Annotated in this window: 23 protein-coding genes and 1 tRNA gene; 17 read left to right on the forward strand and 7 right to left on the reverse strand. The window is 60.0% G+C overall.

The features are described from left to right. The first annotated feature begins 29 nt into the window (after positions 1-29). The 4 genes from AC1DV6_RS11360 to AC1DV6_RS11375 all read left to right on the forward strand — a co-directional run bounded on the left by AC1DV6_RS11360 (position 30) and on the right by AC1DV6_RS11375 (position 3411). The gene (locus tag AC1DV6_RS11360; RefSeq protein ID WP_477977579.1) at positions 30-1007 is read left to right on the forward strand and encodes an acetyl-CoA carboxylase carboxyltransferase subunit alpha; all 978 of its coding nucleotides are present in this window, start codon (positions 30-32) and stop codon (positions 1005-1007) included. A gap of 18 nt (positions 1008-1025) precedes the next feature. Further along, entirely contained in the window at positions 1026-1988 is a 963-nt protein-coding gene (gene tilS / locus AC1DV6_RS11365; protein WP_477977580.1) for a tRNA lysidine(34) synthetase TilS, read from the forward strand. Between the two features lie 26 nt (positions 1989-2014). Next, positions 2015-3283 carry an aspartate kinase gene (locus AC1DV6_RS11370; protein WP_477977581.1) on the forward strand — a complete coding sequence of 423 codons (1269 nt, stop codon included), beginning with the start codon at positions 2015-2017 and terminating at the stop codon, positions 3281-3283. Positions 3284-3318: 35 nt separating this feature from the next. Further along, a tRNA-Ser gene (locus AC1DV6_RS11375) sits at positions 3319-3411 on the forward strand. Between the two features lie 52 nt (positions 3412-3463). Here the strand turns inward: AC1DV6_RS11375 and AC1DV6_RS11380 are convergent. Genes AC1DV6_RS11380 through AC1DV6_RS11390 form a run of 3 tightly spaced genes read right to left on the reverse strand, consistent with a single transcriptional unit; the run spans position 3464 to position 5968 of the window. After that, entirely contained in the window at positions 3464-3865 is a 402-nt protein-coding gene (locus AC1DV6_RS11380; protein ID WP_477977582.1) for an RNA-binding S4 domain-containing protein, read from the reverse strand. A gap of 13 nt (positions 3866-3878) precedes the next feature. After that, positions 3879-5288, reverse strand: a complete 1410-nt coding sequence (locus tag AC1DV6_RS11385; RefSeq protein WP_477977583.1) for a sensor histidine kinase N-terminal domain-containing protein — start codon at positions 5286-5288, stop codon at positions 3879-3881. Between the two features lie 2 nt (positions 5289-5290). Continuing rightward, the gene (locus AC1DV6_RS11390) at positions 5291-5968 is read right to left on the reverse strand and encodes a response regulator (protein WP_477977584.1); all 678 of its coding nucleotides are present in this window, start codon (positions 5966-5968) and stop codon (positions 5291-5293) included. Positions 5969-6070: 102 nt separating this feature from the next. Between AC1DV6_RS11390 and AC1DV6_RS11395 the strand changes: the two genes are divergently transcribed. The 12 genes from AC1DV6_RS11395 (at position 6071) to AC1DV6_RS11450 (ending at position 19183) form a co-directional block, all read left to right on the forward strand. Then, positions 6071-7030, forward strand: coding sequence for a Bug family tripartite tricarboxylate transporter substrate binding protein (locus AC1DV6_RS11395; RefSeq protein ID WP_477977585.1), 960 nt, complete (start codon positions 6071-6073; stop codon positions 7028-7030). Further along, the gene (locus tag AC1DV6_RS11400) at positions 7030-7539 is read left to right on the forward strand and encodes a tripartite tricarboxylate transporter TctB family protein (protein WP_477977586.1); all 510 of its coding nucleotides are present in this window, start codon (positions 7030-7032) and stop codon (positions 7537-7539) included. The genes AC1DV6_RS11395 and AC1DV6_RS11400 overlap by 1 nt, the downstream gene beginning before the upstream one ends. Beyond that, positions 7539-9041: a tripartite tricarboxylate transporter permease gene (locus tag AC1DV6_RS11405; RefSeq protein WP_477977587.1), complete on the forward strand. Its 1503-nt coding sequence runs from the start codon at positions 7539-7541 to the stop codon at positions 9039-9041. The genes AC1DV6_RS11400 and AC1DV6_RS11405 overlap by 1 nt, the downstream gene beginning before the upstream one ends. Before the next feature lie 103 nt (positions 9042-9144). Further along, positions 9145-10635, forward strand: coding sequence for a sigma-54 interaction domain-containing protein (locus tag AC1DV6_RS11410; protein WP_477977588.1), 1491 nt, complete (start codon positions 9145-9147; stop codon positions 10633-10635). 231 nt (positions 10636-10866) lie between these two features. Then, complete coding sequence (locus AC1DV6_RS11415; RefSeq protein WP_477977687.1) at positions 10867-11994, forward strand: substrate-binding domain-containing protein; 1128 nt, start codon at positions 10867-10869, stop codon at positions 11992-11994. 154 nt (positions 11995-12148) lie between these two features. Further along, entirely contained in the window at positions 12149-12922 is a 774-nt protein-coding gene (locus AC1DV6_RS11420; RefSeq protein WP_477977589.1) for an ABC transporter ATP-binding protein, read from the forward strand. After that, entirely contained in the window at positions 12919-13644 is a 726-nt protein-coding gene (locus AC1DV6_RS11425) for an ABC transporter ATP-binding protein (protein ID WP_477977590.1), read from the forward strand. The genes AC1DV6_RS11420 and AC1DV6_RS11425 overlap by 4 nt, the downstream gene beginning before the upstream one ends. Next, positions 13641-14624 (forward strand): branched-chain amino acid ABC transporter permease, encoded by a 984-nt coding sequence (locus AC1DV6_RS11430; protein ID WP_477977591.1) that lies wholly within the window; start codon positions 13641-13643, stop codon positions 14622-14624. The genes AC1DV6_RS11425 and AC1DV6_RS11430 overlap by 4 nt, the downstream gene beginning before the upstream one ends. Positions 14625-14634: 10 nt before the next feature. Continuing rightward, positions 14635-15705, forward strand: a complete 1071-nt coding sequence (locus tag AC1DV6_RS11435; protein ID WP_477977592.1) for a branched-chain amino acid ABC transporter permease — start codon at positions 14635-14637, stop codon at positions 15703-15705. A 20-nt stretch (positions 15706-15725) separates the two neighbouring features. Continuing rightward, on the forward strand, positions 15726-16613 hold the full coding sequence (locus AC1DV6_RS11440) for an alpha/beta fold hydrolase (RefSeq protein ID WP_477977593.1): 888 nt from the start codon (positions 15726-15728) through the stop codon (positions 16611-16613). Between the two features lie 54 nt (positions 16614-16667). Next, the gene (locus AC1DV6_RS11445) at positions 16668-18461 is read left to right on the forward strand and encodes an arylsulfatase (protein ID WP_477977594.1); all 1794 of its coding nucleotides are present in this window, start codon (positions 16668-16670) and stop codon (positions 18459-18461) included. Positions 18462-18751: 290 nt separating this feature from the next. After that, positions 18752-19183: a hypothetical protein gene (locus AC1DV6_RS11450; protein ID WP_477977595.1), complete on the forward strand. Its 432-nt coding sequence runs from the start codon at positions 18752-18754 to the stop codon at positions 19181-19183. On the opposite strand, the gene hemH is transcribed toward AC1DV6_RS11450, so the two are convergent. Continuing rightward, positions 19180-20283, reverse strand: a complete 1104-nt coding sequence (gene hemH / locus AC1DV6_RS11455) for a ferrochelatase (protein ID WP_477977596.1) — start codon at positions 20281-20283, stop codon at positions 19180-19182. The two genes, AC1DV6_RS11450 and hemH, sit on opposite strands and share 4 nt — an antisense overlap. Here hemH and AC1DV6_RS11460 point away from each other — a divergent pair. After that, positions 20282-20998, forward strand: a complete 717-nt coding sequence (locus AC1DV6_RS11460) for an HAD family hydrolase (protein ID WP_477977597.1) — start codon at positions 20282-20284, stop codon at positions 20996-20998. The genes hemH and AC1DV6_RS11460 overlap by 2 nt on opposite strands. Here the strand turns inward: AC1DV6_RS11460 and AC1DV6_RS11465 are convergent. The 3 genes from AC1DV6_RS11465 to hpnD are packed head-to-tail and all read right to left on the reverse strand — an operon-like array spanning position 20995 to position 25528. Further along, positions 20995-23391: a penicillin acylase family protein gene (locus AC1DV6_RS11465; RefSeq protein ID WP_477977598.1), complete on the reverse strand. Its 2397-nt coding sequence runs from the start codon at positions 23389-23391 to the stop codon at positions 20995-20997. The genes AC1DV6_RS11460 and AC1DV6_RS11465 overlap by 4 nt on opposite strands. Then, on the reverse strand, positions 23388-24692 hold the full coding sequence (gene hpnE / locus AC1DV6_RS11470; RefSeq protein WP_477977599.1) for a hydroxysqualene dehydroxylase HpnE: 1305 nt from the start codon (positions 24690-24692) through the stop codon (positions 23388-23390). The genes AC1DV6_RS11465 and hpnE overlap by 4 nt, the downstream gene beginning before the upstream one ends. After that, positions 24689-25528 carry a presqualene diphosphate synthase HpnD gene (hpnD, locus tag AC1DV6_RS11475; protein ID WP_477977600.1) on the reverse strand — a complete coding sequence of 280 codons (840 nt, stop codon included), beginning with the start codon at positions 25526-25528 and terminating at the stop codon, positions 24689-24691. The genes hpnE and hpnD overlap by 4 nt, the downstream gene beginning before the upstream one ends. Positions 25529-25861: the final 333 nt, after the last annotated feature.

Genomic DNA, 25861 nt, shown 5'->3' on the forward strand with positions numbered 1-25861 from the left:
CTGTCCCCACTGATTAGAGGAGCTTTGCTTTGGCAAAAAAGACATTTCTGGATTTTGAGCAACCGATTGCGGAACTTGAAACCAAAATCGAAGAGTTGCGTTATGTGCAAAACGAATCTGCCGTCGATATTTCTGCCGAAATCGACCAGCTCAGCAAAAAGAGCCAGCAGCTCACCAAAGACATCTACAGTGACCTGAGCCCCTGGCAGATCACCAAGATCGCACGTCACGCCGAGCGCCCTTACACGCTGGACTATGTGTCCGATATTTTCACCAACTTCGTCGAGCTGCATGGCGATCGCCACTTTGCCGATGACCTGAGCATCGTCGGTGGCTTGGCCCGTTTCAACGGCACGCCCTGCATGGTGCTGGGCCAGCAAAAGGGCCGTGACACCAAAGAACGCGGCTTGCGCAATTTCGGCATGAGCAAGCCTGAGGGCTACCGCAAGGCCTTGCGTCTGATGAAGCTCGCCGAGAAATTCCATCTGCCGGTGTTCACATTTGTGGACACGCCTGGCGCGTATCCCGGCATCGACGCCGAAGAGCGTGGCCAGTCCGAGGCCATTGGCCGCAACATCTTCGAGATGGCGCAACTGGAAGTGCCCATCATCACCACCATCATTGGCGAAGGCGGCTCCGGTGGCGCGCTGGCGATCTCGGTGGCCGATCAGGTCGTGATGATGCAGTACTCGATTTACTCGGTCATCAGCCCCGAAGGCTGTGCATCCATCCTCTGGAAGACTTCAGAGAAGGCGCAGGAAGCCGCGGATGCACTGGGCATCACTGCACACCGCTTGAAAGCGCTGGGGCTGGTGGACAAAATCGTCAACGAGCCGGTCGGCGGCGCACACCGCGACCCCAAGCAGGCCGCCGCGTTTCTCAAGCGCGCCTTGTCAGACGCCTACCGCCAGATCAGTGATCTGAAGGTCAAGGAGCTGCTGGACCGCCGCTACGAGCGCCTGCAAAGCTATGGCCGCTTCAATGACACCAAGGCCGCAGCCAAGTAAGTCTGGCGCGGTAATCGCATGACGCAGTCGCTACCAGACGCGCTGCAGAACTTCTCCCCCGTATTGCCTTTGGGCGTCGCCTTGAGTGGCGGCGCCGACTCCACCGCCTTGCTGGTGGCTTGCGCCCGCAAGTGGCCCGGGCAGGTGATTGCGCTGCACGTGAACCACGGGCTGCAACAAGCGGCCGCGCAATTTGAAGCCCACTGTGTGGCGTTGTGTGAGCAATTGCAGGTGCCGCTGCGCGTTGCCCACGCGAATGCCAAGCACCAAAGCGGACAGAGCCCAGAGGATGCCGCCCGACAGGCGCGTTACGCATCATTTGTGGCGCTGGCCCGCATAGAACGTGCGCAGCCAGCTATACATTCGATAGCGGTTGCACAGCATGCTGATGATCAGGTCGAGACGCTGCTTCTGGCCTTGAGCCGCGGTGCGGGTGTGGCGGGTCTGAGCGCGATGCCTGCGCACTGGCAGCGCGATGGCATCGATTTCTATCGACCGTTGTTGCAGGTGAGCGCTGCAGACATCCGGAGCTGGCTGGCAGAGCAGGGCGTTGGCCATGTAGAAGACCCCACCAACGTGGATGAGGCCTTCACGCGCAACCGCATCCGTGCGCGATTGATGCCCGCGCTGCAAACAACCTTTCCCCAGTTTCTGGACACCTTCGCAAGAAGTGCCACGCATGCTGCGCAAGCGCGGGAGCTGCTCGATGTGCTGGCCACAGAGGATTTGGCCCAGGTCGTACATTCCGAAAAAGGGCTGGTGCTCATCAAAAAACTGCAAACCCTGGCGCGCAACCGGCAAGGCAACGTATTGCGCTACTGGCTCAAGCAGCGGTTCTCGGTCGTTCCTTCCACGGCACAGCTGGAGGAGTTGCTAGGCCAGGTGGAGGCTTGCACCACTCGGGGCCACCACATCGATATCAAGGTTGGCGCAGGTTTTGTCCGGCGCGAAGGCACAGTGTTGAATTGGTACAATCCCTGAGTTTTGCTCACTGATTGCTGGAATCAATGTCTTTGATTGTTCACAAATACGGTGGCACTTCGATGGGTTCGACAGAACGCATCCGAAATGTCGCCAAACGCGTTGCCAAATGGGCGCGCGCAGGTCACCAGATGGTGGTCGTTCCGTCCGCCATGAGTGGCGAAACCAACCGACTGCTGGCACTCGCCAAGGAATTGGCGCCCGCCAAGCTGGACGAGTCGTATGGCCGTGAACTGGACATGCTGGCTGCCACCGGCGAGCAGGTTTCCAGCGCCTTGCTTGCGATTGCGCTGCAAGCGGAAGGCATTGAGTCGGTCAGTTACGCTGGCTGGCAAGTCCCCATCCGTACTAACAGCGCCTACACCAAGGCCCGCATCGAGTCGATTGATGACGTCAAAGTACGCGCAGATCTGGACGCAGGCCGCGTGGTCATCGTCACCGGTTTCCAGGGGCTGGACGAGCTGGGCAACATCACCACGCTGGGCCGTGGTGGCTCAGACACCTCGGCCGTTGCTGTAGCAGCGGCGATGAAGGCCGCTGAATGCCTGATCTACACCGACGTAGACGGCGTTTACACCACCGACCCACGCGTTGTGCCTGAAGCACGTCGCCTCAAGACGGTGAGCTTTGAAGAGATGCTGGAAATGGCATCGATGGGCTCTAAAGTTCTGCAAATCCGTTCGGTGGAATTTGCTGGCAAATACAAAGTCCCACTGCGCGTGCTCAGCAGCTTTACGGCGTGGGATATCGACATCCAGGAAGAAGCCAGCTCTGGCACCCTGATTACTTTTGAGGAAGATGAACATATGGAACAAGCCATTGTTTCCGGTATCGCTTTCACCCGCGATGAAGCCAAAATTTCGGTGCTGGGCGTGCCCGACACCCCTGGTATTGCGTACCAGATCCTGGGCGTGGTTGCCGATGCCAATATCGACGTGGACGTGATCATTCAGAACGTCTCCAAAGAAGGCAAGACCGACTTCAGCTTTACCGTGAACCGCGGCGATTACGCCCGTACTGTGGACCTGATCAAGGAAAAAGTGCTGCCCAATCTGGGCGCGCAAGAAGTGACAGGCGACACCAAGATCTGCAAGGTTTCCATCGTCGGTATCGGCATGCGCAGCCACGTAGGTGTTGCCAGCCGCATGTTCCGCGTGTTGTCTGAAGAAGGCATCAACATCCAGATGATTTCCACCTCCGAGATCAAGACTTCGGTCGTGATCGACGAGAAATACATGGAACTGGCCGTGCGTGCCTTGCACAAGGCGTTTGATCTGGACCAAGTGACTGCTTAAAACAGCCCAGAGTCGTGAGATAATCCCGGCTGACTGGAAACGTGACCGAGTGGCCGAAGGTGCTCCCCTGCTAAGGGAGTATGGGGTGTAGAGCCTCATCGAGGGTTCGAATCCCTCCGTTTCCGCCAAAAACCGAAAGCCCTGATGCACTTGTGTATCGGGGCTTTTTCGTTGGCGACGTCAATCGATGGAGGCGCTCCAGCGGTCACCCCAATCCTTTTCCAATGCCCGCCGATCCCGCTTCGTCGGGCGGCCTTGCGTCTGGGCCATGGCGGGCTCGGGGCTGAGCCGGTTTTGTTCGGCGATTTGCTGCCGTTTGACCACGCTCTCTGCCGTCTCTTCATACAGCTGCTGTGCCACCGGGGCGGATCCGCGGGTCTCGCTGACGCCTCTAACAACGACAGTGCGTGGGACTCTGGCCTGCATTACTTTCAAGACATCGCCCACGCGAATTTCCTTGGCCGGTTTGACATCCACGCCGCCGACCTGAACCCAGCCCTTTTGCACGGCCTCAACGGCCAGTGAGCGAGTTTTGTAAAAGCGTGCGGCCCAGAGCCACTTGTCGATGCGTGTTTTATCCATAGAAAAGTTTGTTTCAGCCGAGCATAGGCAAACGCACGCTGGCATTCAATCCGATTCTGCGCTCATCTTCCATGCGGTTGGCCAGTTGGATCGTGCCATGGAGTGCCAGAACAATCTCATGCGCGATGGTTAGCCCCAGACCACTGCCCGAACGGGAATTGCCTGCGGAGAAGGGCTGAAACAGCCGGTGGCGCAAATCGTCCGCAATGCCGGGGCCACTGTCGCGCACCATGAATACCGCCTCTTTTCCATCGGGGTGCAGGCTGATGGTCAGCGTGCCTTGGGTTGGTGTGTAGTGGATGGCGTTGTGTAGCAGATTGCGCACCAGCTCACGCAGTATCCAGTCGTGCCCCATGACATGGCATGGCAGTACGTCCAGCTCGAAGTCCAGTTCTTTTTCTGCAATCAAGGGTGCCAGGTCCAGCGCGACGGCCTTAATGGCTTCAGCCCAATCCAGACGTGCGAAATCCTGCTGCTGGCGCAATTGTTCTACCTTGGCCAGTGACAGCATTTGATTGGCCAGCAAGGTCGCGCGGTCCACAGTCTGGTGAATTTCCTGCAGGGCGGTGTCGGCTGGTATGTCGCCACGCTGTGCCGACTGGACCTGCACCTTGAGTACGGCCAGCGGCGTGCGCAACTGGTGCGCGGCATCGCGGACAAAACGCTTCTGGTGGTCGAGCATGTGTTGCAGGCGCTGCATGAACTGGTTGGTTGCGGCGGCCAGTGGCTGGATTTCGGCAGGCAGATCCGGGGCATTGATGGGCGTCAGGTCATCCTCATTGCGGCGGCTCAATTGCTCACTCATGCGCCGAACCGGCCTTGTGACACGCTGCACCACCACCAAAACCACCACCGTGATGACGGTAATCAGAATGGCTTGTCGCAGCAAGGTATCGACCAGAATCTGGCGTGCCAGCGTTCGGCGCAATTGCAGCGTTTCCGCGACTTGCACCGCGGCCATGCCCTTGCCCTGGGCGCTAGAAACTGGCTGCAGCAGGATGGCTACCCGCACACTCTCGCCGCGAAACTCCGCATCGTAAAAATCAACCAGAGCGGCGTAGGGCCCTGTGTCCGGCAAGGTGCCACGCCAGGCTGGCAAGTCCCGTTCGCCATCTATCCATTGGCCATGCGTGTCCGATACGCGGTACACCATGCGGCTGCGGTTGTCTCCCTCAAAGGCCTCCAGCGCGGAATAGGGGATATGTGCCTGAAAACGCGCCTGCGGGCCTTCGCCCTCAACGTCCAGCAACTCTCCGATGGCCTTGGCCGAGGCCAGCAGTGTGCGGTCGTAGGCCACATTGACGGCAGCTAGCGCCTGTCGGTACAGGCTGAAGGTGTCTACCACGACAAAGAGCAAAACCGGCACGAGGATGCCCAGCAGCAGGTTGCGGCGCAGAGAAGCAGCGGCGCGCAGGGTGAACATCTTTAGCCCTCGGCCTTGAGCAGGTAACCGAGCCCGCGCAGCGTGACCAGGCCAGCGCCCGTACCCACCAGTTTTTTGCGCAGACGGTAGACCACGACTTCAATCGCCTCGTACTGCACGTCCACCTCGCCGGGAAATACCACTTCGAACAGGCGCTCCTTGGCCACTGCCTGGCCAGGGCGCAACATCAGTGCCCCCATCAAAGCCAGTTCGCGGGGCGTGAGTTCCAGAATCTGGTGGCGGTGGTAGATGGCGCCTTGTGCGCGGTCGTAGCTCAGGGCGCCGACGACAGTCCGACTCTCTGCGGCCTCGCTGGGTGCAACGGCACGTCTATGCAAAGCGCGCAGCCGGGCTTCCAGTTCGTCCAGATCAAAAGGCTTGGGGAGATAGTCGTCCGCACCGGCATTGAGGCCCACGATGCGGTCGCCGACGGTGCCGCGTGCAGTCAGTATCAGCACCGGGGTTTGCAGCCCGGCGTCTCGGGCATGTCGCAGTATGTCCAGTCCATCCATGCCCGGCAGGCTCAAATCCAGCAGCACGACGTCGGGTCGCAATTGCTGCCAGTGGGCGAGCGCATGCTGGCCGTTGTCGCAAATCTGTACCTTGATCTGCGCCCGCTCCAAGCTGCGTTGCATGGCGGTATACAGCGCGGGATCGTCTTCAATCAGCAGCAGTTGCATGGACAGAAATTGCGGGTTTTCCCTAGGGATTTGGACAGCGGTTTGACAGGATGGCAGCGCATCATAGGTCCAGTTTCAACTGAGCCAACCGAGGAGACCCCCATGCGTCGTGATGAATTCCTGAAGACTTTGGCTGCTTTCGCCGCTACTGGCAGCGTGCCCTTTGCGGCCCACGCCGCCACCAATCTCAAGATGATGATCCCCGCCAATCCGGGCGGCGGCTGGGACACCACGGGGCGTGCTTTGGGCAAAGCGATGCTGGATTCACACGCCGCGGACACAGTGCAGTACGACAACAAGGGCGGTGCTGCGGGAGTCATCGGCTTGGCGCAGTTTGTCAACGCCAACAAGGGCGACGGCAATGCGCTGATCGTGATGGGCGCGGTGATGCTGGGCGGCATCATTACCGGCAAGCCGCAGGTGTCGCTGGACAAGGCCACTCCGATCGCGCGCCTGACCAGCGAATACAACGTGTTTGTGGTGCCGGCAGACTCACCGTTGAAGACCATGAAGGACGTGGTCGCGCAGTTGCAGAAAGACCCTGGCAGCGTGAAATGGGGCGGTGGCTCACGCGGCTCTACCGAACATATCTGCGCATCGATGCTGGCTAGCAAGGTCGGCGTGGACCCGAAGAAGGTCAACTACGTGGCCTTCCGTGGCGGCGGCGAAGCGACTGCAGCCATTCTGGGCGGCAACGTCACGATTGGTGGCAGCGGCTACAGCGAGTTTGCCGAGTACATCACCGCGGGCAAGATGCGCGCGATCGGCGTGACCTCCGAGAAGCGCCTGCCGGGCCTGAACATCCCCACACTGAAGGAAATGGGCTACGACGTGGTACTGGGCAACTGGCGCGGCGTGTATGGCGCGGCGGACATTACCCCTGTGCAACGCGCAGCATTGACCGAGCTGATTCAGAAGGCCGTCAAATCCAAGTCCTGGACCGATTCGCTGGAAAAGAATGGCTGGACACCTGCGCTGTTGACAGGCAAGGCGTTTGACGACTTTGTCGACAACGAATTTGCCAGCCTGCGTGGCGTCATGCACCTGTCGGGAATGGTGTGATGACGCAGGCCCTGAATCGCAAGCGCCAACTGGCCGTCGGCGCCGGTGTCGTGGTGCTGGGCATGGGCCTGGGTTGGGGTGCGATGGACATTCCTTCGGACGCTGGATACGCCGGCGTCGGCCCCAACTTTTTGCCCTGGGTGGTTGCTATCGCCTTGTTTTTGTGCGGCATTACTTTGCTGGTAGAAGCCAGCCGCGGCGGCTTCAAGGACATGGAGGAGCCTTCGACCGACGAGGCCGCCTTCTGGCCGGGATTTCTGTGGATGTCGGCCGGGCTGCTTCTGAATGCGGCGCTGATCACAACCATTGGCTTTGTCTTCAGTTGTGCGTTGTGCTTTGTGTTGGCGGCCCGCGGCCTACGCAGTTCACAGGGGCAGGCATCGACCGGCATTCGCGCATGGGTGGTTGACGGTGTTGTCGGCCTGCTGATCGCTGCGCCGGTGTACTGGATGTTTACCAAATTCCTGGCGATCAATCTGCCCGGTCTGACTTCAAGCGGGTGGTTGTAATGGAAATCTGGAACCAATTGCTTCAGGGTTTTGCCACCGCCGGCACGCCGGTCAATTTGCTGTGGGCCTTCGTCGGCTGCGCATTGGGTACTGCGGTGGGCGTCCTGCCCGGCATTGGGCCAGCTACCGCCGTTGCGATGCTGCTGCCGATCACCGCCAAGGTGGACGCCACCGCATCGATGATTTTCTTCGCTGGCATTTATTACGGCGCCATGTACGGTGGCTCCACCACTTCCATCCTGCTGAACACGCCGGGCGAAACCGCCAGCATGGTGACAGCAATGGAAGGCAACAAGATGGCCAAGAGCGGTCGCGCGGGTGCGGCTTTGGCTACCTCCGCCATTGGCTCTTTTGTCGCAGGCACTATCGCCACCGTGTTTGTCACGCTGTTTGCGCCCATCGTGGCGGAGTACGCGGTCAAACTCGGCCCGCCCGAATACTTCTGCCTGATGCTGTTGGCGTTCACTACCGTCAGCGCAGTGTTGGGGCAGAGCACCTTGCGTGGGTTGACGGCGTTGTTTGTTGGCCTTGCCGCCGGACTGATCGGCATGGACCAGATCACGGGCCAGGCGCGCTACACCGGCAATGTGCCGGAGCTGATCGATGGCGTCGAAATCGTGCTGGTGGCGGTCGGTTTGTTTGCGATCTCCGAAGCGCTGCATGCCGTGCTGTTTGAAGGCAAGGTCGTGGAGTCGGAAAACAAGATGAGCCGCGTCAGCATGACGAAGAGCGATTGGCGCCGCTCGATTCCAGCCTGGCTGCGCGGCACGCTGATCGGCACGCCGTTTGGCTGCATCCCCGCAGGTGGGACCGAGATACCCACCTTCCTGAGCTACGCCACCGAGCGGAAATTGGCAAAAGGGGAGAACCTGGCGGAGTTCGGAAGCAAGGGCGCCATCGAAGGCGTGGCCGGCCCGGAAGCCGCCAACAACGCCACGGTGACTGCGGCGTTAATTCCACTGCTGACACTGGGCATCCCGGTGTCCAACACCACAGCCATTTTGCTGGGTGCATTCCAGAATTACGGCATCCAGCCCGGGCCGCAACTGTTTACCAGTTCCGCGGCGCTGGTCTGGGCGCTGATTGCGTCGCTGTATATCGGCAACGTGATGCTGTTGGTGTTGAACCTGCCGCTGGTCGGTCTGTGGGTCAAGCTGTTGAAGGTGCCCAAGGCGCAGTTGTATGCCGGCATCCTGATCTTTGCAACGGTCGGAGCCTATGGCATGCGCCAGAGCGCGTTTGATTTGTTCCTGCTGTATGGCATTGGTGTGCTGGGGCTGGTGATGCGCCGTTTCAGCTTCCCGACCGCGCCGGTGGTGGTGGGCATGATCCTCGGGCCTTTGGCAGAGGCGCAGTTGCGCAATGCGATGTCGATTGGCGAGGGCAGTGCAATGATCTTCCTGCAGCGCCCCATGTCGTTGGCGTTGCTGCTGGTCGTGGTCGCGGTATTGGTGCTTCCCCGCTTGGCGCGGTACCGGGCGCAGAAAAAGCAGGCCACCTAGCTAAATTTGTATAAAAAGTGGCTGCAAGCGTCGCAGAATGTGCGTAAGCAGCTCCTTTTTTGATAGCGATTTTCGGCGGGGACTCCACGGTTAACATAGCCGCATGGACACTCCAGACTCCCTGCCGCGCGACGCCCAGAGCATTCTGGAGCTGGCGGCGCGCTCCATGTTTGACCTGTTTGCCACTGCCAGCGAAGGCATGATGTTGGTGGACCGCAGCGCACGCGTGGTATGGATCAACGAGCAGTACAAACGCTTTCTGCCAGCCCTCGGCTTTGAGCGGGAAGAAGACTTTGTGGGCCATCCGGTGTCCAAGGTTGTGCAGAACACGCAGATGCACCAGGTGCTGGAAACCGGGCGCCCCATCCTGATCGATCTGCTGACGAACCGGGCAGGTACCTTTGTAGTCAGCCGCATTCCTTTGCGCGATGCAGCGGGCAGCGTGATCGGCGCTTTGGGCATCGTGCTGTTTGACCATCCCGAAACCACGTTGCAACCGTTGATCGAAAAGTTCGCTCTGCTGCAACGGGATCTGGACGATGCGCGCCGGGAATTGGCAACACAGCGCAAGCAGTCGCCGGGCCAGCGCCAGTCCAAACATACCTTTGCCAGTTTCATCGGACTCAGCCCTGCCGCCGTAGAGGTTAAGCGCCAGGCGCGCCGTGCTGCGCTGTCCAGCAGTCCGGTACTGCTGTTGGGTGAAACCGGTACCGGCAAGGAGCTGCTGGCCCATGCGATGCATGCCGCTTCCAAGCGCGCACAGGGCCCGTTTGTCGGCGTCAATATCGCGGCAGTGCCTGATACCTTGCTGGAGGCCGAGTTCTTTGGTTTCGCACCGGGCGCATTCACGGGAGCCGACAAAAAAGGGCGGGATGGCAAGTTCCAATTGGCGCATGGCGGTACCCTGTTCCTCGACGAAATTGGCGACATGCCGCTGGCGACGCAAGCCAAACTGCTGCGCGCTTTGCAGGAAGGCGAAATCGAACCTCTGGGCTCCAACAAGCTGATACCGATTGATGTGCGCGTGATTGCTGCCACTTCGCGTGACCTGACAAAGCTGGTACGCGAAGGCAGTTTCCGCGAAGACCTTTTTTATCGCCTCAATGTGCTGCCCATCCGCGTGCCAGCCTTGCGCGAGCGCAAGGGTGATATCGCGGCCTTGCTGGAAGTGCTGAGCGAAGAGGTCGCCTTGCGCAGCGGCATGCCGATGCCCGAGATGACGCCACAGGCTTTGTCCCTATTGCAGGCGCAACCCTGGCGCGGCAATATCCGTGAATTGCGCAATGTGCTGGAACAGGCGGCAATGCGCAGCGATGGGCAAGTGGTGGGTGTTGCAGAGGTGGAGGAGGTGTTGCGCGAATCTGGTGTGCAGCCGATGGCGGTCGAAGCGCTACCCACTTTCTCATCGACGGTGGATACCGACCTGTTGCGCCCTCTGGCGGAGCAAGTGTCAGCGCTGGAGCTGCGTGCCATTCAGGCCGCAATGGGCGTCCATGGTGGCAACAAGGCTGTGGTTGCCAAACGTTTGGGTATTTCCCGCGCCACGCTGTACGATAGGTTGAAGTTGTCTGAAAAAAATACAGTTAGTCTGTAATTCAGACAAAATAGTGTTCAAAATTAAGTCAAATTAATCGACTTGATGAGTGAGAGTAGAAAAAGTTCAATGAAATCAAGCCACTTCGCCGTGGCATGGAATGTGCAATTTATCAACGCGTTTTTATAACAACAGGAGACTGGTATGCATTTTTCCCGCTGGGCCATTTCGGCCGTTCGAACATCTTTGGCGCTGACCGTCCTGGCCAGCAGCATCGCCGGTGGATTGGCGATGGCGCAGTCCAAGGAAATCAAGATTGCGCACGTTTACAGCAAGACCGGGCCCCTGGAAGCCTACGGCAAGCAAACCCAAACCGGTTTGATGATGGGGCTGGACTATGCGACGGGCGGCACCATGATGGTCGCTGGCAAGAAGATTGTCGTGATCGAAAAAGACGACCAAGGCAAGCCTGACTTGGGCAAGAGCCTGTTGGCCGCAGCCTACGGTGATGACAAGGTGGACCTCGCAGTCGGCCCAAGCTCCTCTGGCGTCGCACTGGCCATGTTGCCTATCGCTGAAGAATACAAAAAGATCCTGTTGGTAGAGCCCGCTGTGGCCGACTCCATCACCGGCGACAAATGGAACAAATACATCTTCCGCACCGGCCGCAACAGCTCGCAGGACGCGATCTCCAACGCCGTGGCGCTGGACAAACCCGGCGTAACGATTGCCACCCTGGCGCAGGACTATGCGTTTGGCCGTGACGGCGTAAAGGCTTTCCGTGAATCGATCAAGAAAGCCAAGATCGCCCATGAAGAATATCTGCCTACCGCGACAACCGACTTCACGGCCGGTGCGCAGCACATCATTGACAAGCTCAAGGACATCCCCGGTCGCAAGATCATCTGGATCATCTGGGCAGGCGGCGGCGGCAATCCATTCAAGATCGCCGACATGGACCTGAAGCGCTACGGCATTGAAATCGCCACCGGCGGCAACATCCTGCCCGCGATGGTGGCTTACAAGCAATTCCCCGGTATGGAAGGCGCGGCCTACTACTACTTTGGCATGCCCAAGAACCCGGTCAACGAAGCCATGGTGGCGCGCCACTACAGCCAGTTCAAGTCACCTCCTGACTTCTTCACTGCGGGCGGCTTCTCTGCTGCGATGGCCATCGTGACTGCACTGAACAATTCCAAGGGTGACACCAAGGCTGACACGCTGATCAAGACCATGGAAGGCATGAGCTTTGATACGCCCAAGGGCAAGATGACCTTCCGCAAGGAAGACCACCAGGCGATGCAAAGCATGTACCACTTCAAGATCAAGGTGGACCCGGCTTTTGCATGGGGCGTTCCTGAACTCGTCCGCGAAATCAAGGCGGAAGAGATGGATGTCCCCATCCGCAACAAACGCTAAAAAGAGTGTGCCCGGCTACTGCGCAATCGTCATGCGGCGTTGCGCGGTGCTCGGGATCCTCACGTACCTGAGTACGTTCCGGTCCCTGCGCTCCGTGCGCCTTGCCTGACGACTGCTCGCTACACCGTTCCCACTCTTTTGGGGACCAATACAAATGCTTGAAACCAAAGAACTCACGATCCGCTTCGGCGGGCACGTGGCGGTGAATGCTGTCAGCTGTACTTTCCAGCCGGGCACGCTCACGGCCATTGTTGGCCCCAATGGGGCTGGCAAGACGACCTACTTCAACCTGATTTCCGGGCAGCTCAAGGCCAGCCACGGAACGGTGTCGCTCAATGGCCGCGATCTTTCTGGTCTGCCGCCTTCGGCGCGCACGCTGGCCGGGCTGGGGCGGGCGTTTCAGCTGACCAATCTGTTTCCGTTTTTGACGGTACTGGAGAACGTTCGGCTGGCGGTTCAGGCGACCAAGAGCGGCAAGCACCTGCGCGGGCTGAATCTGTGGAGCATTTGGAGTGATCACAAGGCACTGACCCAGCGGGCATTGGAGATTCTGGAGTCGGTCGCGATGACGCACCAGCAAGGCCAGGCCGTCGTGAGCCTGCCGCATGGCGACCAGCGCAAGCTGGAAGTGGCGCTGTTGATGGCTCTGGACCCGCAGGTCTACATGTTCGACGAACCCACTGCGGGCATGAGCCATGACGAAGCACCGGTCATTCTGGATTTGATCCGCGCGCTGAAGAAGGACAAGACCAAAACCATTCTGCTGGTGGAACACAAGATGGACGTGGTGCGCGAACTCTCGGACCGCATCATCGTTCTGCACAACGGAACGTTGGTCGCTGATGGCGACCCCGCAACTGTGATTGCATCGCCCGTTGTGCAAGAGGCTTACCTCGGCGTAGCTCCCGCAGAGGAGGAGGCGGCATGAGCGATAACCTTCTTACGCTGTCAGGTGTTCATACCCACATCGGGGCGTACCACATCCTGCATGGCGTGGACCTCGCAGTGCCGCGCGGTGAACTGACGATGCTGCTAGGCCGCAATGGCGCGGGCAAGACCACGACACTGCGAACCATCATGGGCCTGTGGCAGGCGTCGCAAGGTACGGTGGTGCTGGATGGCCAGGACATTACACATACGCCTACTCCGCTGATTGCCTCGCAAGACGTGGCCTACGTGCCGGAAAACATGGGCATATTTTCTGATCTCACGGTGCAGGAAAACATGCTGCTGGCCGCCCGCAAAGCTGGCCGCGCTTCGCAGATGGACGCGGCGCGACTGCAATGGATCTACAAGCTGTTTCCCGCGGTGGAAAAATTCTGGAACCATCCCGCCGGCAAGCTGTCCGGCGGTCAAAAGCAGATGCTGGCGGTGGCGCGCGCCATCGTTGAGCCGCGCAAGCTGTTGATCGTTGACGAGCCCAGCAAGGGCTTGGCACCCGCGATCATCAACAACATGATTGATGCGTTTGCCGAGCTGAAGAAGACCGGCACCACGATCTTGCTGGTGGAACAGAACATCAGCTTCGCAAAACGCCTGGGTGACCACGTTGCCGTGATGGACGACGGCCGTGTCGTGCACGCGGGTTCGATGAAAGACCTGGCGGAGAACGAAGAACTGCAGCGCTCGCTGTTGGGGCTGGCACTATGAAAAAACTCGATTTCGACTGGAAGCCGCTGGCTTTGGTGCCCTTGCTCGCCGTGCTGGTGATGCCGATGATTGGCTCGTCATCCACCTGGTTGACGCTCACCGTTGCGGGCCTCGCGATGGGCATGATTATTTTCATCATCGCCTCTGGCTTGACGCTGGTGTTCGGCCTGATGGATGTACTGAACTTCGGCCATGGCGTGTTTATTGCGCTGGGCGCTTTCGTGGCCACCACCGTAATGGGGCTGATGGGCGACTGGACGGCATCAGGTGAGCTGTGGCGCAATTTGGTGGCGGTGTTCCCGGCGATGCTGGTGGCGATGCTGGTGGCTGGGGCTGTGGGCTTGGCGTTTGAGCGTTTCATCGTGCGCCCGGTCTACGGGCAGCATCTGAAACAAATCCTGATCACCATGGGCGGCATGATCATTGGCGAAGAGCTGATCAAGGTCATCTGGGGCCCTGCGCAAATTCCTTTGCCGCTGCCCGAAGGTATGCGTGGCTCCATCCTGCTCGGGGATGCTGCGATTGAGAAGTACCGCTTGATGGCTGTCGTTGTAGGGCTGGTGGTGTTTGGCGCACTGGCCTGGGTACTCAGCCGTACCAAGCTGGGCTTGCTGATTCGCGCCGGTGTGCAAGACCGTGAAATGGTCGAGTCGCTGGGCTACCGCATCAAACGCCTGTTCATTGGCGTGTTTGTTGTGGGTAGTGCGCTGGCGGGTCTGGGTGGCGTGATGTGGGGCATGTACCAACAGACGGTGACGCCGCAAATGGGCGCGCAAATCAATGTGCTGATCTTCATCGTGATCATCATTGGCGGCCTGGGCTCAACCGGTGGTGCGCTGATAGGCGCTTTGCTGGTTGGCTTGATGGCCAACTACACCGGCTTCCTGCTTCCCAAGGTCGCGCTGTTTTCCAACATCGGATTGATGGTCGCCATCTTGCTGTGGCGCCCTCAGGGTGTTTATCCCGTCGCCAACCGATAAGGAGCTGAACATGTTGCAAAGATTTCTCTCCAACGATTTGCCGCGCAGCCGCTGGCTGGCGCTGCTGCTGGTTTTGCTGGTGCTCGCGCTGGCGTTCACGCCGTTTCTGTTTCCCGGCGTCAAGGCGCTGAACGTGGCAGCCAAGATTCTGGTTTTCATCGTGCTCGTGGCTTCGTTTGACCTGCTGCTGGGCTACACCGGTATTGTGAGTTTTGCGCACACGATGTTCTATGGCATTGGCGCGTTTGGCATTGCAGTGGCGACGACGCGTATGGGCCCGACCTGGGAAGCCATTGCGGTGGCACTGGTGGCGTCACTGGCGCTATCTTTTGTATTGGCTTTGGTGATCGGCTTGTTCTCGCTGCGGGTGCGTGCGATCTTTTTCGCGATGATCACGTTGGCCGTGGCGTCGGCGTTTCTGACATTGGCCTCGCAGCTCAGTGACATTACTGGCGGCGAGGACGGACTGACGTTCAAGGTGCCCGAGATACTGACACCCGCCTACGAATTCAGCGACCAACCCTTTCTGGGCGTGAATCTGGATGGGCGGCTGCTGTGCTACTACGTGTTGTTCATCACGACCGTCGTGCTTTTCCTGACGTTGCTGCGCATCGTCAACTCACCGTTCGGCCGCGTATTGCAGGCTATCCGTGACAACGAATTCCGCGCCGAGGCGATCGGCTACCGCGTCGTGGTGTACCGCACCACGTCCAGCATTCTGTCTGCCTTGTTCGCCACGCTGGCCGGTGCGATGCTGGCGATCTGGCTGCGCTACAACGGGCCAGATACATCGCTATCGTTCGAGATCATGATGGACGTGTTGTTGATCGTGGTGATTGGTGGCATGGGCACGATGTATGGCGCCATCATCGGCGCGGCGCTGTTCCTGGTGGCGCAAAGCTACTTGCAGGATCTGTTGCGCCTGGGCAGCGAGGCCGCCTCTTCGATACCGCTGTTGGCCTCGCTGCTGTCACCGGACCGCTGGCTGTTATGGCTGGGGCTGCTGTTTGTGCTGTCGGTGTATTACTTCCCGACCGGTGTGGTGGGGCGCTTGCGCACCGCCGCCATGCGCCAAGGCTAAACCTGCGAGGACCCAAGGCCATGACACACAGCTCTCACTATTTGCAGTGCGCCGGGTACGAACTCCACTACACACAGTGGGGTGCTGCGGATGCACCCGTGGTCATCGCATGGCACGGCCTGGCCCGCACCGGGCGCGATATGGACGAGCTTGCGGCCCATCTCGCCCCGCGCTACCGCGTGATCTGCCCGGACACGATAGGTCGCGGCCTAAGCCAGTGGAGTAAACAACCGGACGCGGAATATTGCCTTGCGTTTTATGCGCGATTGGCTGAATCGTTGATGGATCAACTTGCGATTGAACGCGCGCATTGGGTGGGTACCTCGATGGGCGGCGCGATCGGTACCGTCTGTGCCGGTGGGCTTCTGACGCCATCGACGAAGCCGCGCATTTTGAGTCTGACGCTCAATGACAATGCGCCCGAAATCGCTGCCGCTGCTGTGACGCGCATTCGTTCTTATGCCGGCAACCCACCCGCGTTCGACACAGTGATGGAGTTGGAAGCTTTCTTCCGCCAGGTCTACAAGCCCTACGGCTGGCTGAGTGACGCGCAGTGGAGGCGCCTGACCGAAACCTCCACGCGGCGTCTGCCAGATGGCCGCTATACGCCGCATTACGACCCGGCGATGGTGCGTCAGTTCATCGCGCACCCGGACGACTACCTGATCTGGGAGCACTACGACGCGATTGACGTGCCGGTGCTGTGCTTGCGCGGTGAGGATTCCGATCTGGTGTTGCGCGAGACGATTGCCCAGATGCGGCAACGCGGCCCCGGAGCGACCGGGAATTTGCAGGTGGTGGAGATTGCGGGCTGCGGCCATGCGCCGGCCTTGAATGTGCCAGACCAGTTGAATCTGGTGACCCGGTTCATTGACACGGCCCACGCGAAAGTGCTACAAAAAACATAGCTGCTTACGCACATTATTCGGGCGCCGTGGCCAATTTGTGGCATAAAGCGGGGCATGAAAACGAAACACGCTCTTTGGTTGACCACACTTGCACTGTGTGCCACCACCGCATTTGCCGCTACCCCCACCCAACCTGTCGCAAAACCTGCCATAAAACCAAACATCGTGATCCTGGTCGCTGATGACTGGGGCTTTACCGATGTAGGTGCGTTTGGCGGTGAAATCTCCACACCGAATATCGACGAGCTGGCCAAGCGAGGCGTGCGCTTTTCCAACTTCCATGCCGCTGCTTCCTGCGCGCCCTCGCGTTCGATGCTGCTCACCGGCGTGGACAACCACCGCAACGGCGTCGGCAATCTGCGCGAAGCGATGCCGAGGGAACATCGCGGCCAGCCTGGCTACCAAGGCTCGCTGAACCAGAACGTCGTGACCGTGGCCAGCCTGTTGCAGGACAGCGGCTACCGCACCTACATCACTGGCAAATGGAACGTGGGCTCCGAGCCCTACAACCTGCCCAACAAACGCGGTTTTGACCGCTCCATCATCCAGGGCGACACCGGTTCCGACAACTGGGATCCACAGCAGCGCTACCTGCCGCATTCCTCCAAGGTGGAGTGGTTTGAAGACGGCAAAGAGGCAGTGATGCCAAAGGAGTACTACTCCTCGACCTATTTCGTCGATCACATGATCAACTACCTGAAGACCGACACGCGCAAGGAACAACCGTTCTTTGCCTATGTGGGCTTTCAGGCCAACCACGTGCCGCTGCAAGCGCCCAAGGTCTTCATCGACAAGTACAAGGGTCGCTACAAGGACGGTTGGGATGCGCTGCGCGAAGAGCGGCGCCAAAGGGCCATCGCGCTGGGGCTGGTTCCTGCAAGCGCCGCCGCGGTGCGGATGAAGACCACCGGCGACTGGAACGCCCTGAGCGAAAAGGACAAGCTGTACGAACAGCGCCGCATGGAGGTCTATGCGGGAATGGCCGACGCGATGGACTTCGAGGTAGGCCGCCTGATTGCGCATTTGAAGGAAACCGGCGAGTACGACAACACGGTGTTTGTATTCATGTCGGATAACGGCCCCGAGGGCGCGGACTACAGCCAGGCGCGCGGCTGGATCTGGACGCAGTACAGCCTGGACATTGACCGTATGGGTGGCCCCGGCGCCTATGCGGTTCCAGGCCCGAGTTGGGCCAGTGCGCAGGCCTCACCGCTGTCTACTTACAAGTTCTATGCAGGGGAGGGTGGCATCCGCGTGCCGATGCTGATCGCAGGCGTCAAGGGCTCCAAACCGCAACAAATCCAGACTGCGCTGACCCATGTGACCGACATTGCTCCGACCCTGCTGGACCTCGCCGGTGTGCAGGCACCGGGCAATCGCTACAAGGATCAGGACGTGGAGCCAATGGTGGGCAAGAGCCTGCTACCCGTGTTGACGGGCAAAGCACAGGCGGTGCGCGGGGAGCGAGAGGTGTTGGGCTATGAGTTGTCGGGCAACGCCGCCATCTTCAAGGGCGATCTGAAGCTGGTTGTGAATCTGCCGCCGGTAGGCGATGGCAAGTGGCATCTTTATGACATGCTGAAAGACCCCGGCGAGACCAATGACCGGATCGACCAGATGCCTGAGGTGGTGCGTGGCATGTCAGCCGACTACGACCGCTATGCGCAGCAAAATGGTGTGCTTGCGATGCCCAAGGATTACAACCCGCAGCGTCAGGTGTTGATCAACAGTTTCTTCAACTATTGGTGGCCTACGTACGGATTGTTCGTTGTTAGTTTGCTGGTTCTGCTGTTTGGATATGGTGGGTATCGGGTGTTGGGTCGTATTCGTCGGAAACGGGCTGTCTAGCACCTCTTCTTTCGCCCGCTGACGTTGCGGGGTAAGCCTCAAAGCGAATGTCCCCCGGCCTTCGGCCTCCGCCTTGATTTCGCAATGAGGCCAACCCCACACCGTCAACTCGTCAATGCTGGCGACTGAACCGCACCAATATCGTTTCAGATCAGGTGGGTTGGGTGCTCCCCGCAGCGAAATCAAGGGGGAGGCCGAAGGCCGGAGGACATTCGCGGAGGGGAGTACCCGACACGCCTGTTCCAGAAGTAGCGCTGCTTTCAAATACCGGCAATATAGAACGCTTAGACTTGAGCCAATTGATTTCCGAAAGCCTCTCCATGCCACTGACAGCCAAAAAAGTCTCTCTCTCCCTGTTGAGCATCCTGGTAATTGCAGCCCTGCTGTTCGCCGCCTACATCTTCATCGCGTTCTCCTGGAGCTACTCCGAGGGTGAGCGCGCGGGTTTCATGCAAAAGCTCTCCAGCAAAGGCTGGATTTGCAAGACCTGGGAAGGCGAGCTGTCGCTGATTGCGATTCCCGGTGCTGCTCCCGAGAAGTTCTTTTTCACCGTCCGCGACCCAGCGGTTGCAACGCAGATTGAAGCGACGATGGGCAAGCGTGTGACGCTGCACTACGAACAGCACAAGGGCCTGCCCACTTCCTGCTTTGGTGAAACCGACTACTTCGTTAACTCCGTCAAAGAAGTCGTTCCGCAACCGGCTGATCGCCTGTTGCCTTAATCCTTTGCACCCATCGCCAGCGCCTCTTTGCGCGATGTGGCCAGTTCCTTGGCATCCGGTGCTTCCTGAGTAGGCCAGCCAGACAGGTGGCGCTGCGTGATGTTGCACAGCGCGGTGATCCACTCGGGGTCGTCGTTGATGCAAGGGATGTAGTGGAACACCTTGCCGCCTGCTTTTAGAAACGCGTCGCGCGCCTCCATGTTGATTTCTTCCAGCGTTTCCAGGCAGTCGCTGGTAAAGCCGGGGCACACCACGTCCACGCGCTTCGTGCCCGCCTTGGCCATCGCCACCAGGCTAGGCTCGGTATACGGCTGAAGCCATTGCGCACGGCCTAGGCGCGATTGGAACGTAACCTTGTATTGGTCCTTGCCAATACCCAGTTGCTCGGCCAGCAGCCGCGCGGTCTTCATGCATTCGCAGTGGTAGGGGTCTCCCAGTTCCAGCGTGCGTTGCGGCACGCCGTGAAAGCTCATCACCAACTGGTCCGGCTTGCCGTGTGTTTGCCAGTGCCGCTCTATGCGCATCGCGAGCGCCATGATGTAGCCGCCGTCGTCGTGGTAGTTGTTCACAAAACGCAGCTCGGGCAGACGGCGCGTCTTTTGCCCCCAGTCGTACACCGCATCGAACACACTGGCTGTCGTCGTTGCCGAATACTGCGGATAGGCGGGCACGATCAGTACGCGGGTAAAGCCTTCCGCCTTGAGCGCATCCAGTTGCGACAGGATGGATGGCGAGCCGTAGCGCATCGCGTGGCGTACGGTGACGCGGTGGTTGCGCTGGCCCAGCCAACCTTGCAGCATCTTGGCCTGCTTCTCGGTCCAGATGCGCAGGGGCGAGCCTTCGGGTGTCCAGATGCTGGCGTACTTCGCCGCCGACTTGGCGGGCCGCACGCGCAAGATGATGCCGTGCAGGATCAGCCACCATATCAATCGCGGAATTTCAACGACACGGTGGTCGCTCAAAAATTCGGCCAGGTAACGGCGCACCGCCTTGGGCGTGGGCTCATCGGGCGTGCCCAGGTTGCAATACAGGACGGCAGTGCCAGCGGGCTGGCCATGCTTGAAGGGAGGCTCGGGGGAGAACGGTGAAGGAATGGGCATGCGCTATTCTCCCGCACCTATGCTGGACCTTTCAAACATTCGGGCAATGACCCTGGACCTGGACGACACGCTGTGGCCGATCCGCCCGACGATTGAGCGCGCCGAGCTTAAGTTGCAAGAATGGCTGGCAGTGCGCGCGCCTGCCACTGCCACGCTGTTTTCCTCTCTGCCAGAGCGGCTTGCATTGCGTGCGCAGGTCGAGCGGGACATGCCACATATCAGCCACGATTTGAGCGCATTGCGTATGGAGACCATTCGCCTGGCCTTGCGTTCGGCGGGTGACGCGGAAGAATTGGCGCAAGGCGGGTTCGACGTGTTCTTTGAAGCGCGCATGGAGGTGACTCTGTATGACGAGGTGGTGGACGCACTCACACGCTTATCCGCCCGCATGCCACTGCTGGCACTGACCAATGGCAATGCCGATGTGCAGCGTGTGGGTCTGGGGCACTTTTTTCAGGGCAGCATTGGCGCGCGCGAAGCGGGCTTCGCCAAACCCGACCCGCGCATATTTCATGCGGCGGCAGATGCCTTGCAGTGTGCGCCGCACCAGGTCTTGCATGTGGGCGATGACCCGCACATGGATGTGCTGGGCGCGCTGGACGCGGGCATGCAGTCTGCCTGGGTCAACCGCACCGGCGCTGTCTGGCAACACCCGCAGACCCCGCACTTGCATGTGCCGGATCTGGCACAACTTTGTACTCGGCTGGGAGTCTAGGGAACCGGTTGCAGCGTCAGCGTGCTCTTGGTGTGCTCTTTGACATCGGCCACACTCAGGTGCTGCGGCACATAAATGCCTTCGGCGTGGCGCTCGGCCTGGTCGGCGTAATGCCGGTCAAACAGCACGCCGCTTTGGCCCACCGGGTTGATGCCCACCGCCTTGCTGGCATCCGCAAAATCAATCACGCGGCGGGTAGATGGCCCATAGGTCACGGCCCAGGGCGCCGGGCCAATCGAGTTGGACAGGTTGTTCGGCGTTTCCCGGCCGCCGGGTACGCGGAATGGGCCGACGTTGAACAGCAAGTTCAGCGGCTTTTGCATGCCCAGCGGATGGCCGTGCGTCAGCGTGTGTGTTGCACCCCAGGTCCATTCGAGCAGGCTGCTGCCGTATTGGGTTTGCAGGTGCTTCAGCGTATGGTTCCAGACGATGCGCATGGTCTCGTACCGGCTCTCTTTGGCCTTGGTATTCACGTTGTCCCACCAAGGTGAGGTCGGGTCTGCAGCGAGCAGTGCCAGCGCGTGGTCCATCGCCGGGGTTTCCAGCAGGTTCTTGAACTGCTCTTCGCCCAGCTCGTCTTCAAACGCTTCTTTGGCCAGCTCGTACATCATCTGCGCGAACAGCGTGGCACCAATGCTGTCGCGGGTGTAGTCGCCGTCCCATTTGAGCAGCGGTTCCAGAAACGCTTTGTCATTGGGGTCGGTGATGACCTGCTGCAACACCGGCAGCAGCTCTTTCAGAACGCGCGGGGCGTAGCCATTGCCACTGTCGAGTTGCAGGGCCTGCGCGGCAGCGGTGTTCCATTTCTTCGCCGGGTCCTTCAATGCGTCGTCCAGGCGACGCACGCGATCTGGCAGCAGGTAATAGCCCGGCACCGGCACGCCGCTGGTAGGTTGCGGCTGGTGGTTGGCGGAGACGATGTAGCCGCGCGCCGGGTTTTCTTCTTGCGGGTTGAAGTCGAAGTTGTAGTAGCCCAGCTTGTCGGCTTCGCCCTTGGCGGCGTCGAGGATGAACATCGGGTTCACACCGGGCGGACGGATCGGCAACTTGGCAGCAGCCCACCAGGCGATGTCGCCAGCGGTGTTGGCCCAGACAATATTCAGACCCGGCGCATGGATCTTGCGCGCTGCTTCGCGCGCCTTGTCGCGTGTGTCGGCGCGGTTGAGTTCGTAGAAGGCATCGAGGATGGGGTTGTCGGTTTGCAGGAAGGCCCACCACATGGCCACCGGTTTGCCGTCCAGCGCTTCCTTGAAAGCGTCGGTGATGATGGGGCCGTGCGGTGAGGTGCGCAGCACCAGTTGCACCGGTGCCTTGCCCTTGACCGCAATCGTTTCAGTCCGCTCTGTCAGGTCCACCCACTGGTCGCCCGCCCATACTTGCTTAGCGTTTTCCGGGTTCACCTTTTCTGCGATCAGATCGATGTCATCGTTCTCAAACATCGTCAGGCTCCAGCCGAACTGCGTGTTGTGGCCTAACAGCGCCACCGGGTTCAGCGCCTGGTAATGGCCGTACAGCTCAAAACCCGGCGAACTCAAATGTGCTTCGTACCAGACGGCGGGCACCGAGAAGCCGATATGCGGATCGCCCGCCAACAGCGGCTTGCCGCTGCCGGTGCGGGTGCCCGCAATAGCCCATGCATTGCTACCCTGGAAAAAGGGCAGGCCCGCGAGGCTCAGCGCTTGCTGGCTTACCTTGGACAGATGCGCCAGCTGGCTCAGGTCTTTGGTGCCCAGCGCCGCCGTGTTGACCACTCCCTGCGCGTGCCACTCAGTGTCAAAAGCGCGCAAATAGTCCGGGCCCAGATGGTCGCGGATGTAGGTCATCACCGGCTCGGTCTTGAAGGCCGCGGCAAAGCTGTAGGCGAGATAGCCAGAGACGGCGATCGTGTCTTCGGGTTTAAACGGCGTCTGTGGAATGCCCAGCAGATCAAACTCCATAGGCGCGCGGTGTGTGTCCTGGTACTGGTTGATGCCGTCCAGATACGCCAGCAGCGCTTTTCCAGAGGGAGTCGAGAAGTCCATCTTCTTCACATACTGCTGCGCGTGCTCGCGGATGCCCAGCGTGCGAAACAGCTTGTCGACTTCCAGCAAATCGGGGCCGAGAATTTCGGCCAGCTCACCCTTGGCGAGGCGGCGCACCATCTCCATCTGAAACAGACGGTCTTGCGCATGCACATAGCCCAGCGCCTTGTACATGTCGCTCTCGTTCTCGGCGCTGATATGCGGCACGCCGCGCTCGTCGTACTGCACGCTCACGGTGGCGCTCAGACCATGGATGTCTACTGTCCCCTTGCGCACCGGCAGCTTGGTATAGATGTACCAACCCGCAAGGCTGCCGATGATGAGCATCAACAGGGCCAGCGCGAGGCCCACTATCTTGAAGAATGTTTTCATGGATTGTTCAGAAGCGAGATCGCGTGGCGCCCACTGCGCACAGCGCCTTCCAGTGTAGCGGGGTAGGGGCCGTCGACGTAGTCACCGCAGGCAAACAAACCCTGCGCAACGCGGGCCGCAGGGCGTTGCAGTGCGGGTGTGCAGGCGAAGGTGGCACGCTTCTCGACGACAGTCTGCACGGCCTGCATCTCCAGCCCCAGTTGATCACGCGCCTGCTGCAAGACCTGCGCTTCCAGCGCCTCGCGCTCACCGTGGCTGGCGCTGACGACCCAAGCCAGCAAGCCCTTGGGGCCACCCAGTTGGCCGCGGTCAAACACGAACTGGGCCGGAGCCAATGTCGAGTTACTGCGCAGCGCGAGCATCGGTTGCTGCAAGCGTGCGTTCGGCGCGAAGGCATAGACCGTGGTGATCGCTTCGAAGTGCAAAGCCTCTGCCTGAGCAACCCAATGCTTCATTGGGGTTGGTATTATTTCAGGAGCTGCTTGCGCACATTCCGCAAGGGCCTGGGCCGCATTGGATGATGAAGTCGCCCAGACAACGGCGTCAAAGGTTTCTCCGTTGATTTGCCATGGCGCGCTGGCATCCGCTGTGTAGTGCAACGTCTGCACGCGTGTGCCGGTGTGCACCATGCCGCCGCGCTGCTGCACCCAGCGCGCAGCCGCTTCAGGAAACAGCGCGCCCAGATCGATGCGCGGTAACAGCAGGTTGGAGCCGCCCGTGCCACCAAACAATGAGTCCTGTAGCACGCGCAGAAATACCGTGCCACTGGCCTGATGCGCGGGTGTGTTGAGCGCAGAAACGCACAGCGGCTCCATCAGGGTTTGCATGATGGTGGGCGTCAGGTCTGCACACAGGTCGGCAACGGTGGCATGCGGCGCGCAGCGAAAGCCCTGGTTCTGCCAGCCGATGGCCGTACGCAAGAGCGACCACTTGTCACCCCAGCGCCAGCCGCGTGCTGTCAGGATGCCGGCAAAGGCGTCGAGTGGACTGGGCCACAGTGGCAACACCAAGCCCGCGCCATCCGGGAATTGCAAAGTCAGTGGCAAGCGCAGCAGGGCATCTTCGGGCTTCACGCCTACGGTACGCATCAGCGCCAGCGTGTCGGAGTAGGCGCCAATCAGGATGTGCTGGCCGTTGTCCAATGTGATGCTGGTACCGTCGGGCAATCTGCCATTGAGCGCTCTGGCCCGCCCACCGACTGCGCGGGCTGCTTCAAAAACCGTCACCTGGTGGCCGGCTTCAATCGCCGCTACTGCGGCTGCCATGCCCGCCCAGCCCGCGCCAACGATGGCTATCTTCATAGCCTGCCGAGGGCTTGAACTTTCCACGCCAGCCAGAATTTGCGCAGTGGTGTCAGGCTGATGCGCTGGTGCAGCACCTGGAAGTTCTCGTGCTCAATCTCGCGCAGTAGCGCCCGGTAAATGCTGCCCATCATCAGGCCTGGCTTTTGCGTGCGGCGGTCCGACTCAGGCAGCAAGGCGAGCGCTTCGTCGTACAGACCTTGCGCGCGTTGCGCCTGGAATTGCATCAGCGCGGTGAAACGGTCAGAGTACGTGCGCTGCAATATTTCCTGCGCCTTGACTTCAAACTGTTGCAGTTCATTGACCGGCAGGTAGATGCGTCCCCGCATTGCGTCTTCACCGACGTCGCGGATGATGTTGGTCAGTTGCAGCGCCTGGCTCAGCTTGTGGGCGTAGGCGGTGGTTTGTGGATCGGTCTGCCCAAAAATCCTTGCCGCCACTTCGCCGACGATGCCAGCGACCAGATGGCAATAGCGTTGCAGGCCAGGGTAGTCGAGGTAGCGCGTCTGCTCCAGATCCATCTGGCAGCCGGCAATGATGTCCAGCAGGTGCCGGGGCTCAATCGCGTAATCCGCACAGTGCGGCATCAGCGCCTTCATCACCGGATGGCTGGGCTGGCCCGCAAACGCGCTGCCCACTTCTTTTTGCCACCAGGCCAGCTTGGTCGCCGCAACGCTGGGGTCCACCATGTCGTCCACCACGTCATCCACTTCACGGCAGAATGCATAGAACGCAGTGATCGCGGCCCGGCGCGGTTTGGGGAGAAACAGGAAGGCGTAATAGAAGCTGCTGCCCGAGGCGGCTGCTTTTTCTTGTACGTATTGCTCGGGGGTCATATCTTCTGATTGTCACTCAGGCTTTGGGGTCTAAATTCACTTTTGATGTGACGTTTCTTCTGGATCGGGCGTGTCGGGTACTCTTTTCCGTACGTGTCCCCCGCGGCCGTGAGGGCCGCTCCTCCTTGACCTCCCGAAAAAGAGTACCCAACCCACCTGATCTGAAACGATGTTGGTGCGCCAGTGACCCTGAGTCCATTTCTCGGCCAACAGATTTTCAAGCGGATGGTGTGGGGTGAGCCCCATTGCGAAATCAAGGAGGAGGGCCCTCACGGCCCGGGGGACATTCGCTTTGGGGCTTACCCCATGCCGTCCGCTGGCGTAAGAAATGTC

The sequence above is a fragment of the Rhodoferax sp. P2_H8_2 genome, from assembly GCF_056403235.1.